This is a genomic window from Hydrotalea lipotrueae (genome assembly GCF_019249625.1).
Taxonomy (GTDB): Bacteria; Bacteroidota; Bacteroidia; order Chitinophagales; family Chitinophagaceae; genus Hydrotalea; species Hydrotalea flava.
Genome location: NZ_JAESDL010000029.1, coordinates 24,537 through 35,859, shown reverse-complemented (window position 1 = coordinate 35,859; position 11,323 = coordinate 24,537). Strand labels below are relative to the sequence as shown.

10 protein-coding genes and 2 tRNA genes are annotated in these 11,323 nt (G+C 38.2%); 3 read left to right on the top strand and 9 right to left on the bottom strand.

Annotated features, from left to right (window positions below; genetic code table 11):
• Positions 1-343: 343 nt before the first annotated feature.
• Both JK139_RS13920 and JK139_RS13915 read right to left on the bottom strand, forming a co-directional pair.
• A complete protein-coding gene (locus JK139_RS13920) occupies positions 344-1,063 on the bottom strand; it encodes a 3-keto-disaccharide hydrolase (protein ID WP_074419644.1) in 720 nt (239 codons plus the stop codon).
• A 10-nt stretch (positions 1,064-1,073) separates the two neighbouring features.
• Entirely contained in the window at positions 1,074-2,441 is a 1,368-nt protein-coding gene (locus JK139_RS13915) for a Gfo/Idh/MocA family protein (RefSeq protein ID WP_081298709.1), read from the bottom strand.
• 143 nt (positions 2,442-2,584) lie between these two features.
• Between JK139_RS13915 and JK139_RS13910 the strand changes: the two genes are divergently transcribed.
• Positions 2,585-3,190: a superoxide dismutase gene (locus JK139_RS13910; protein ID WP_074419643.1), complete on the top strand. Its 606-nt coding sequence runs from the start codon at positions 2,585-2,587 to the stop codon at positions 3,188-3,190.
• A gap of 630 nt (positions 3,191-3,820) precedes the next feature.
• On the opposite strand, the gene JK139_RS13905 is transcribed toward JK139_RS13910, so the two are convergent.
• From JK139_RS13905 to JK139_RS13890, 4 genes are all read right to left on the bottom strand, one after another.
• A tRNA-Asn gene (locus JK139_RS13905) sits at positions 3,821-3,894 on the bottom strand.
• Positions 3,895-3,990: 96 nt separating this feature from the next.
• On the bottom strand, positions 3,991-4,326 hold the full coding sequence (locus tag JK139_RS13900; RefSeq protein WP_081298708.1) for a Rieske (2Fe-2S) protein: 336 nt from the start codon (positions 4,324-4,326) through the stop codon (positions 3,991-3,993).
• A 3-nt stretch (positions 4,327-4,329) separates the two neighbouring features.
• The gene (gene hflX / locus JK139_RS13895) at positions 4,330-5,517 is read right to left on the bottom strand and encodes a GTPase HflX (RefSeq protein WP_074421247.1); all 1,188 of its coding nucleotides are present in this window, start codon (positions 5,515-5,517) and stop codon (positions 4,330-4,332) included.
• Positions 5,518-5,625: 108 nt separating this feature from the next.
• Positions 5,626-6,432, bottom strand: coding sequence for an outer membrane beta-barrel protein (locus JK139_RS13890; protein WP_143439143.1), 807 nt, complete (start codon positions 6,430-6,432; stop codon positions 5,626-5,628).
• Positions 6,433-6,698: 266 nt separating this feature from the next.
• Between JK139_RS13890 and JK139_RS13885 the strand changes: the two genes are divergently transcribed.
• Positions 6,699-6,772, top strand: a tRNA-Ile gene (locus tag JK139_RS13885).
• Positions 6,773-6,955: 183 nt separating this feature from the next.
• On the opposite strand, the gene JK139_RS15920 is transcribed toward JK139_RS13885, so the two are convergent.
• Complete coding sequence (locus JK139_RS15920; protein WP_218331670.1) at positions 6,956-7,168, bottom strand: transposase; 213 nt, start codon at positions 7,166-7,168, stop codon at positions 6,956-6,958.
• The gene (locus tag JK139_RS13875) at positions 7,138-7,554 is read right to left on the bottom strand and encodes a winged helix-turn-helix domain-containing protein (protein WP_075051691.1); all 417 of its coding nucleotides are present in this window, start codon (positions 7,552-7,554) and stop codon (positions 7,138-7,140) included. Before JK139_RS13875 ends, JK139_RS15920 begins: the two co-directional genes overlap by 31 nt.
• A gap of 384 nt (positions 7,555-7,938) precedes the next feature.
• Here JK139_RS13875 and JK139_RS13870 point away from each other — a divergent pair, with 384 nt between their 5' ends.
• Positions 7,939-10,182 (top strand): multicopper oxidase domain-containing protein, encoded by a 2,244-nt coding sequence (locus JK139_RS13870; protein ID WP_218331664.1) that lies wholly within the window; start codon positions 7,939-7,941, stop codon positions 10,180-10,182.
• Between the two features lie 142 nt (positions 10,183-10,324).
• Here JK139_RS13870 and metF read toward each other — a convergent pair whose 3' ends face one another.
• Positions 10,325-11,278, bottom strand: coding sequence for a methylenetetrahydrofolate reductase [NAD(P)H] (gene metF / locus JK139_RS13865; protein WP_218331662.1), 954 nt, complete (start codon positions 11,276-11,278; stop codon positions 10,325-10,327).
• Positions 11,279-11,323: the final 45 nt, after the last annotated feature.

The following is an 11,323-nucleotide window of genomic DNA, read 5'->3' as shown; positions in this document are numbered from 1 at the left end:
GTTATTGGGGTTGCAAATGTAATGCCACCAACTTTCCTATCCAAACTTTTTTATCAATTTATTTGAAAAAAATTTGAAAAGAGAAACTGTTTCAATTAAAAACGGTAAGCCGTAATTTGGCGTAATGCAGTACAGTATTGAGTTTTAGGCAAACAAAAGCAATTAAAAAAAATGTTAAGTTCAGAAAAAAAATTTCTGCACTTTCAAAAAAGAAAAAAAGGTAAGCAAAAAGCGTATTACACAAATTGCTTACCGTTATATATTTTCAATCAACGAAATAAAAACTACTTTTTTAAATAAGGCCATCTATTCGGCAGGTAACCATTTGTTTGCTTTAGTGAAATTATAATGGCCTGATTTTTATGTTTTTAAACCAAGCCTCACTGCCATGGTCTTGTAAAGCAATAGAACCCGTTTTAGCCATTCCATAACCAGCGGCATCCTTCCATTTTCCTTCTTTCTTCAATTGTTCCCATTCGGGTGTCCAGGCTTCAAATGAAAGTACTTTTACACCATTCAGCCAATGCTCCACATGGCCTTTGTTAAAAATAATCACGGTGTGGTTCCATTGGCCCACGGGTTTTGTAGGGCGAATATGGGTAGTATGCATGGCATAGTCGGCACCAGTTTTTTGCCACTCTTCCAGCTTCTCCGGAAATCCTTCATCATCTATAATCTGGTATTCGGGACCGGAAAGATAGGCAGCATCGTAGGCTTCAGTTACGTGATACATAATGCCGCTGTTGCCGGCAGGAGAAATTTTCCAATCAACAGACAATTCAAAATTATCGTATTGCTTATCAGTAATTAAATCGGCTCGTTTATCCGATTTATCTGTATTGCTGCCTTTACAGTGCAAAATACCATTTTGAACCTCCCAGCTATTGGAAGGCTTATTTTGATAGGTACGCCAACCACCTAAATTATTGCCATTGAACAGAAGTTGCCACCCCTGTTTTTTTTCTTTGGCAGTTAAGGTATTATCCTTTGTTTGGTGGGGGATGAAACTTAGCAGACTGATGGTCAGTAACAGTAGCATATGAAAGCTTAATTTTTGTTGCATAAAATTATTTTTATGACACAACCGTTAATTGTTCCGGATTCCAGCGCATGGTGGTTTGCTTAAAATAGCTATCGTTGCATAGCAATGCAGGTGCCGCAGCCCTGTAACCAAATAATGCATCTTCCCGGGAAGTGGTGCCATTTCTAATGTCCTGAAAGAAATTATAGAAATGATCGAAATGGGCGCCTTTATACCCTTCTTCAGCTTTATAAACAATGGAATCGGGCGGCAGCATTTTCTTGCGGTCGTATCCGGCAATATTACTTCCATTTAATTTTGTTTTTAATAATGGATCATCAGCAGCGGCATAACTTTTATTGGTGGTAAGGGTTACTTTATCCCATTCTACAATCATAGAACCTTCATTACCTACCATACGCAAATAAGTATTATCGGCAGTACCGTCTACAAAATTTACCCGAAGCGACAGGTTAAAGGCCGGATGCACTGCTGTTTCAGGATAATCGAACATGCCCAATAAAATATCTGGTACTTCACGGCCATCTTTCCAAAATCGTAACCCGCCGGTAGCCATTACTTTGGTAGGGCCTATGGAATTGGTAATAAAATGAAGGCTGGAAAACAAATGCACAAACAAATCGCCCGAAACACCGGTACCATAATCGCGGTAACAACGCCAACGGAAAAAACGTTTGGGATCGAAAGGCCTATCGGGATAATTGTGTAAAAAAGTTTTCCAATCAACTGTTTTGGTGGATGCATCGGCAGGAATATCATACTGCCAGGCACCAAAAGGAGAATTGCGTGCCCAAAAACCCTCGGCATAATTTAATTGCCCAATTGCCCCTGCCGCCAATAATTCCTTTGCTTTTTCATTACCCAGCGAACTCATACCCTGGCTACCCACCTGAAACACCACTTTATTGACATTTTGAGCAGCAACCACAGCATTACCTTCTGTTACATCGTGCACCATTGGTTTTTCGCAGTACACGTGTTTACCTTTATTCATGGCATCAACGGATATGGCTTTATGCCAATGATCGGGTGTGGCTACAATTACAGCATCCACATCTTTACGATTAATAATTTCACGATAATCACGTGTTATAAAAATATCATTACCATAATGTTTTTTGGCATCGGCTAAGCGCCCGTCATATAAATCGCAGGCTGCAATCAGTTTAATACCCGGAACGGTAATAGCAGTATTGGCATCGGCTGTACCCATACCTCCTGCTCCAATGAGCGCAATTTGAATATTATCGTTTGCACTGTATTTCCGAACCGGCAGCAAGGCGGTACGGTTAGTAGCAGCCCAACTTCCTACAGTAGGTAATAAAGCTGCAGCGGCAGCACCTTTTGAGAGTTTCTCAATAAAAGACCTCCTGGATGCAATCATTTTGTTTTTTTTCATATGGCGTTCATTATCGAAATAAGAAAATAAAGAAGGCTACAATTTAAAAAGATTAACCCTTAACACAAAATTTAAATAATAACGGGGAATATTGGTTAATTTTGAAATCCAATCAAATTGTTCACCTATTAAATAGTTTAATTATGTTATTTACACTACCTGCATTACCTTATGCATATGATGCTTTAGAGCCATTTATTGATACTGCAACTATGCAATTTCATTATGGCAAACACCATCAGACCTATCTGGATAATTTAAATAAAGCCATTGCAGGCACGCCACACGAAGGAAAATCTTTAGAGGAATTGGTAGCCGCTGCAGGCACCATTTCACCTGCTGTGCGCAACAATGGCGGCGGACACTGGAATCATAGTTTTTTCTGGGAAATTTTAGCACCCAAAGCCGGCGGAACACCTACAGGCGATTTGACCAAAGCCATTGATGCTGCATTTGGCTCATTTGATGCATTTAAAGAAAAATTTGCCAATGCAGGAATGACACGTTTTGGCAGCGGTTGGGCCTGGCTGATTGTGAAAGATGGGAAATTGGAAATTTCATCAACGCCTAATCAAGATAATCCATTAATGGATGTGGCAGAAGTTAAAGGACAACCTATTCTGGGCGTAGATGTATGGGAACATGCTTATTATTTAAAATACCAAAACCGCAGAGCCGAATATTTATCAGCATTCTGGAATGTGGTGAACTGGCAAAAAGTAGCCGAACACTATGCAAAAGCAAAGTAATACAAACATTTTATTTCAACTGAGCCGGAATTCAATCCGGCTTTTTTTATGTTTCAACGGAATTGGCTTGTCGTTATATTCCTACAAAAAATCAACAGATACTTCTATTGGAGCGGTAAGCTACATAGTTTAGCTTTACATCAGATTCAATATCCATTTAAACCATGCAATATCCTATAACCATGCTTATCAATTATTGTATTAAAAGGATGTTTCTGTTATAAAAACGGGAACATCCTTTTTGTATTGTAATACAAATAGCAGTTTTCTGAAAGGGCTTTAAGTATTGGTTTTAAATTAAAAAAGGGAAGCCTGTATCAATTCATTTTTATTTTCAGGCAGGGTGAATAGTATAGAACGGCTGATATTTTTATCTGGCCGTTCCTTTTTTTGGAGCATACGCTTAATACTGTACATTTATTTACCCGAAAAAAATACCATTCACTTGAATTCTTCCAACATGAAGGCAACCAACCATTTATTGGTAGGCAAGCTATACCGACTTACCATTTCCACAATCCGTACAATATTTTCATGCATGCATATCAAAAAATATTCCTGATTGCAGGTAAAGTTTAGAAGGTGGTAAAATAAAACAGGAGGTCGAAATTGACCTCCTATTTATTGTTGCTCCCGAAACTGGACTTGAACCAGTGACCCTCTGATTAACAGTCAGATGCTCTAACCAACTGAGCTATTCGGGAATACCTTCCGCATTCGCGGAGCGCAAAAATAGGGAAAAATGTATTTCAGCAAAATATCCTTTTAAAAATTACAAAAAAGTATTCGTTTATTGTCGGTTACATTCCTATCCACAACTCAATCCCATCTGTTTTTACAGGATAGGTTTTTAAATAATATTCTTCACTACTTATATTCCGGCCGGTTTCCATATTAAACTTATAATGATGTAATGGACAAGTAATGCAACCAGTTGCATCTATATAACCATTGGCGAGTATGCCGCCTGCATGCGGACATTTTTGGGCAAATGCAAAATGCTTTCCGTTCCATTGTGCCAGTGTAATATTTTTACCCGACACCTCCACCGGCTTCAATGCATTTTCGCCGGGTTCAAAAAATTGGAGTATTGGACCTGCTAATATCCATTGAGGTTCTTTTTGGTGCTCCCACATCTGCTAAAAATGAATGGTTTTATAGGGATATCTTACCCGATACATTCGCCTTACTTTATCTAATATCTCCGTTCTCAACAGATCTACATTCCGTTTTTCCAATGCAGCAATAAATACACAGTTGCCTTCGGTAAGGTGCGCCCATTTATCATACAGTTCGCGTAAAATATCTTCTTTTACTTCTGGTGCCAGCCATTCATCAAAATATTTAGATTCATACAAATCCATTTTATTAAAAATAGTGAGGATGGGTTTATCGAACGCTTTTAACTCCTGCAAGGTTTTTTGAACGGTACCCATTTGTTCTTCAAAACCAGGGTGCGATATATCGACCACATGTAATAAAATATCGGCTTCCCGTACTTCATCTAATGTACTTTTAAAACTTTCCACTAAATGGTGGGGCAGCTTTCTAATAAATCCAACCGTATCGCTTAATAAAAAGGGCGTGTTTTCAAATACTACTTTACGAGTGGTAGTATCTAATGTAGCAAATAATTTATTTTCTGCAAATACCTCACTTTTACTTAACAGGTTCATGATGGTGCTTTTGCCCACATTGGTATAGCCCACCAGAGAAACCCGAATCAGTTCACCTCTTTCTTTGCGTTGGGTAAAGGCCTGTTTATCTATTTCCTGCAATCTTTTACGCAGTAAAGCAATTTTATCTTTTACTATACGACGGTCGGTTTCTATTTCTGTTTCACCGGGGCCGCGTGTACCAATACCACCGCCCTGACGTTCTAAGTGCTTCCACATACCTTTTAAGCGGGGTAATAAATATTGGTATTGTGCCAGCTCTACCTGAACTTTGGCCTGGGCTGTTCTGGCCCTTCGGGCAAAAATATCCAGAATTAAATCGCTTCGGTCAATGGTTCGAATGCCGAGCACATCTTCCATATTTGAAATTTGTGAACCGCTTAACTCATCATCCACTATGGCTAAATTCACGCCTTTGGCCTGTACATAGGCTTTTATTTCTTCTAATTTCCCTTTCCCTAAAAAAGTGCGACTATCGGGATGCGGTAAGCGCTGCACAAAACGTTTTAAAGTAATGGCACCGGCTGTTTCGGCCAAAAAGGCCAATTCATCTAAATATTCTTCTATTTGCTCGGGGGTATTTTCTTTGGTTACCAACCCAATTAACACCACTTTTTCTTCTGTGGCTATTTTCTGGTTCTTATCTATCAACGATACTTTGTTTTGGACAAAGGTATTGCAAATACCCTGCTTTACAAGAAAAGCCCCATCGAGGCACTGAACAGGGATGGGGCTGATGATTGAAATATATAGCTTGTTTTACAATCCGCTAATTGTAAGTCCAATAGATAGTGTGTTCATGACAGGACCTGCATTTTGTTTTAACACACCCAGTACGGAATAGTCTATATTGAGTGAGATGTTCCCATATCCCGCTCGGGCCGTTGCTGCGAGAAAGGTACCGTTAAAGAATTTTTTATTGCTTTCTTTCTGCACATATTGGGTACCATACAAACTATTGTTGTTAATATCTAACAGATTTTTTCCTTTAAAGTATGCTTTTAATAAAGTGCCCACTTTTACACCGGCAGCAAATTTCCAGGAATGTTGCGGATCGCCGGGGTTGGAATAATAACGCAACTCAATAGGTGCCTGTAAATAAATGGTCGTTACTTTCGATTTTTTAAACCGGGTAGTACTATCGAATGGCAGGGTTGGTCCGGGTGCCCACACTTTTACGTACCGGTGGTCAAAGAAAATATTGCTGGTACCCACGCCTAAGCCATACGCCACACTGAAACGCGGATCGGTTTTAAATGGCTTGTTAAGCATTACATAAAAATTAAAGTGGCGACTAAACCCTTTGGTACCAATGGTATCGGGATTGGGGCGGCCGGTCCATGTATCGCTGCCAAACTGAATTAAAAAATGGTCTGATGGAACTTTGGTGAGGTCTACTTTACTCCAGTCTTTTTTTACTTTAGGCATCACCGGCTTCTTTTCTTTGGGTGCTTTGTGGTGTACAGTAGAATCTGTTTTGCCTTTTTTATGAAACAGGGTTGAAAGTTGTGCATGGGCCATGGCCATGGTGCATACACTAAGCAGTAGTAGGATCGATTTTTTCATTATGTATAAATGCAGGTGATTTAACCTTTTTTTAGTATGGAACAAAAATAACAGAATTGCGGCCACCAAAAGGGTTAAAAATTAGCAAAAGCTGATAAATAGTGAAAAATTGTTGGAGGAAAAGAAATAGAGTATGCTATATGCATGAAGAAAAGTAGCAGTTGAAATACCTAACTGTTTTTAAAATAACAGGACTGACTATTTTGAATGGTATTTGGAAAATAGCGGGATTTGGTTATTTTTGCGCCTCTTGAGCCCAAAGCTCAGGGCCTATAGCTCAGCTGGTTAGAGCACCTGACTCATAATCAGGGGGTCCCTGGTTCAAGCCCAGGTGGGCCCACTTAAAGTGGATTAGCTCATAAACGAAAATGTTTATGGGCTTTTTTATGTGCTTGAGTGCCAACCTATTTTAGGACGGGTCACCTACTACATTTGTTTTTACATCCTGATTGACATACTCCTGCGGTTTCAATTCCGAATTGTATGGTGGAAGAAAAAATACTTCAATCTTGTTTCTATTTGCCTAGAGACATTCATTTAGTTTTTTTGTTTTGTGCGCTGGGTGCCCCTCTGTTACAAAATATAGTTTCTGCCTGCTATACTTTATCATTTGCCGCAAAAATGTTTCAAACACTCCGCTGTTAAACCTGCCGTCTATAATCATAAATTGTAAATGACCCTGGTTGCTTATTGCTGAAATCATATTCAATGAAAAGTCTTGTCCTGTCTTTTTAATAACGGGTGTTTCTCCAGCAGAGGCGTAACGCCTGCCTGATGATCGCTACGCATGCCTGTTTCATCCCCAAAGTAAATAACGGCATTCTGTTGGGCAGTTCTTTTTTTAATGGCAGGATATTCTTTTCCCAGCCACTCTTTTACTTTTTCCGGTTTTTGCTCAAATGCCTTATTGATGGGCTTTTGAGGAGTATACCCCCAGTCTTTTAAATATCGCCCAACCTGCCAACGCGATAACTCAATCCTATATCTGTCTAACAATAATTGTTGCACAGCCTCCCTTGTCCACAGCCCAAAGGGTAGTTTTAATTGGTCAGGAAGCTTTTCCTTTATCAACTGGCCTACCTCTGCTGCTTGTTTACCAGTAATCTTTTTACCTCCTTGCACGCCTCGCTTTTTATTGCTCAACGAACGCTTGCCGTATTGCCTGTATTTTGACCAAATTCGATTTACTGAGCGTTCACTAAGTTCCCAATTTCTATTGTAAATAACCAACCACCCTTAAACGTATGGCTTCTTGTGCCTTAACTGTACCCCGTTTTATAACTGTTGACTTTATCATCTCATAATGTTACAAAAATAAAATTAAAATAAGACTTAAATTGTACTCTTATTAATAATGGCATTACTAATAAATATATCGCTAATATGCTTACCATAAATCTTTCGGCTGTAATAGCATTTACTGATAAATTTTACATTTTGTTTTGTTTTGTTTAACTTTACTACAAAGCACAAAACGATATTCCAATAAAATATAAAAATAAGCTTATGAAAAAACTACTTATAATTCTTTGTTTATTTACTTCTTGCATGCTGCATGCGCAAGTAAATAAACCCAAAACAGTTGAATATACACTTAACATTGCTGATACTACAGTTAATTATACTGGCAAGAGGGTGAAAGCAATTGCTGTAAATGGCTCTATTCCAGCACCTACACTGTATTTCACTGAAGGTGATACCGCAGTAATACATGTGCATAATGAAATGAATGTATCTACTTCAGTACATTGGCATGGAATATTGTTACCTAACCTCATGGATGGTGTTCCTTATTTAACCACACCACCTATTGAACCGGGAAAAACTTTCACCTTCCGTTTTCCGCTTATACAATCTGGAACTTATTGGTATCACTCGCATACAATGCTGCAGGAACAAAGCGGTTTATATGGATCGATAGTTATTCAACCTATAAAAAAAAGATATCAGGTAGATGGGGAATTGGTTCTGGTACTATCTGACTGGACAAATGAAAAGCCGGCCTCTGTTTTAACAACCTTGAAAAGAAGAGATGCTGCTAATGAATATTATGCATTAGAAAAAGGCTATCCCCAGAGCCTTGATAAATTATTAAAACACCATGCGTGGGGCGAAAGGCTAAAAGCAGCTTATAACAGAATGCCTCCGATGGATATTTCTGATGTTTATTATAACAGATTTTTCATTAATGGAACTACTGAATTAGACTTCTCAAAATATAAACCCGGACAAAAAATAAGATTAAGGGTTATTAATGGGTCAGCATCCTCCTATTTTTATTTGCAGTATGCAGGCGGTAAAATGGAATTAATTGCGGCAGATGGGGTAGATGTTCAACCCGTTTTCATTGACCGCTTGTTGATGGGGGTTGCCGAAACCTATGATTTCATTATTACAGTTCCTACAAATGGTGCTTACGAATTTCGTTCAACAGCTATTGATGTTACTGGCCATGCTTCTGTATTTATAGGGCAAGGTAATAAAATAATGGCTCCTGATATTCCAAAACCTAATGTATGGAAAATGAGTGAAACCATTCATAATTTAACTGTAAATATGCCAGGCAGAATGAATATGGGCAATATGAATATGCGCTTGAAAAAAGGAGGACATATGGGTAATATGCCAATGGACAAACAGACGATGGGAAGCAGTAAAAATGAAATGGTTCAACAGAGTAACCCTATGCAAAAAACTTCCGTGGAAAAAAAGGTGAATCAAAACATGGATATGCCAGTAATGAGTGCAGTTAAGTCAGACACAACTGGTAAATTCATAATGTTTAATTATGATATGCTCAAATCTTTTACACCAACAAACTTACCACAGGGAAATCCAACCAGGGAAATTACACTGAACCTAACCGGAAATATGTACAGGTATGTATGGTCAATAAATAACAAAACAATTTCACAACAAGACTCAATTGCGGTAAAGAAAGGAGAAAATGTAAGGCTGATACTTGTTAATAAAACCATGATGAACCATCCTATGCACCTTCATGGTCACTATTTCCGGGTTCTTAACAAAAATGGCGATTACTCTCCATTAAAACACACCGTAGATGTGCCCCCAATGACAACGGTGGTAATAGAATTTGCCGCAAATCAAGATAAAGACTGGTTTTTTCATTGCCACATCTTGTATCATTTGGCAAGTGGAATGGCACGTTACATACATTATGAAGGTAGTGAAAGAGATACTGCCCTGGCTAACTATCCGCTGAAAAAAATATTAAATGAAGATAAACAATGGTTTTTTTATGGCAGTTTAGCAGCAAAAAGCATGATGACAGAATTTAATGCCAATTATATTAATATGTCAAATGCAATTAGAACAGAGGCCAATACAAACTATAATGGCCAATACGAAATAAACCTAAGTTATGAAAGATATATTACAAATTGGTTTAGACCCTATATAGGCGTTGCCACTGTAAGACAAAAATATTATAATGTTTTTAGTGGCAAAGAAATTTTTCAACAAGAATTTGATTTGCCCGTAGTAGGCATAAGATATACACTCCCTTTCTTTATCGAATCTGACCTTCGCATAAATTCTGCAGGCAGGGTTCGGCTTCAATTAGAAAGTGATGAATGGCTGCTGCCACATGTTTTTTTTAATTGGCGTATCAATACAGATAAGGAATATCACCTTGATCTACAGTATCTTCTAAGTAAGTATATTTCACTATCGGGCGGGTATGATTCAAGGTATCAATGGGGAGGAGGATTATTAGTCAGATTTTAAAAAATAAACTTTCAGAAATTGAGCAATTATTATAGCATAATTACTATTTTGTTTCGTAAACGAAATGAAGTGATTGGATTACCATAGTTTATTGTTTTGAATTGCAAGAAGATATCTGCATTTATATTTTGCATTTGGATACCTAAAACACCTCTTTCACCACATTGCGTATTACTTTAGGTTTACCCAAAGTATAGTAATGCAATACCGGCACACCGGCAGCTTTCAGTTCTTTTGATTGTTGAATTAACCAGGTAGTGCCAATTGCTTCTACCTCAGCATCTGTTTTACAATTTAAAATAGTATTTGATAAATCAGTGGGAATATCTACATGAAAAATTCTGGGCAATACGGTTAATTGTTTTTTAGAAGTAATGGGTTTTAATCCCGGAATAATGGGCACCTGAATACCCATTGCCCTGCAGGCTTTTACAAAAGCAAAAAACTTTTTGTTATCGAAGAACATTTGGGTCATAATATAATCGGCGCCGGCTTCAACTTTTTCTTTTAAAAACTGCAAATCGGTATCTAAGTTGGGTGCTTCAAAATGTTTTTCAGGATAGCCTGCGGTGCCAATGCAAAAATTAGTTTTACCACCATCGCGAATATCTTCATCAATGTATATACCGTGGTTTAAGTTCACCACCTGCTTTTGTAAATCAATGGCATGTTCATGTCCATCTGGCTCCGGCTCAAAACTGGTTTCATTTTTAGCTGCATCGCCCCGTAATACCAACACATTATCAATACCCAGAAAATTCAAATCAATTAAAGCATCTTCACTTTCGCGTTTGGTAAAGCCGCCACAAATTAAATGGGGCACTGTATCTATTTTATAATGGTTCATAATGGCAGCGCAAATGCCCACAGTACCGGGTCTTTTGCGTACTTCTACTTTTTCAAAAGAGCCATCGGCTTTTTTCTTAAACATACTTTCGCTACGGTGGTAGGTAACATTGATCCAGGAAGGCTTAAACTCCATGAGCGGATCTAAATGATCATATAACGAGGTAATGGTTTTTCCTTTCAAGGGTGGTAATACTTCAAAAGACAGTAAGGTACTTTTGGCCTGTTGAATGTGTTCAGTTACTTTCATTTGTTTAGGTGTATGGTAGCGTTGCTTTTAAAAATCACGAATCTT

What these genes read in the sequence shown, in the direction of transcription:
- JK139_RS13920 (WP_074419644.1), bottom strand. Translation starts at nt 1,063, where the DNA reads ATGCAACAAAAATTAAGCTTTCATATGCTACTGTTACTGACCATCAGT.
- JK139_RS13915 (WP_081298709.1), bottom strand. Translation starts at nt 2,441, where the DNA reads ATGAAAAAAAACAAAATGATTGCATCCAGGAGGTCTTTTATTGAGAAA.
- JK139_RS13910 (WP_074419643.1), top strand. Translation starts at nt 2,585, where the DNA reads ATGTTATTTACACTACCTGCATTACCTTATGCATATGATGCTTTAGAG.
- JK139_RS13900 (WP_081298708.1), bottom strand. Translation starts at nt 4,326, where the DNA reads ATGTGGGAGCACCAAAAAGAACCTCAATGGATATTAGCAGGTCCAATA.
- JK139_RS13890 (WP_143439143.1), bottom strand. Translation starts at nt 6,432, where the DNA reads ATGAAAAAATCGATCCTACTACTGCTTAGTGTATGCACCATGGCCATG.
- JK139_RS13870 (WP_218331664.1), top strand. Translation starts at nt 7,939, where the DNA reads ATGAAAAAACTACTTATAATTCTTTGTTTATTTACTTCTTGCATGCTG.
- metF (WP_218331662.1), bottom strand. Translation starts at nt 11,278, where the DNA reads ATGAAAGTAACTGAACACATTCAACAGGCCAAAAGTACCTTACTGTCT.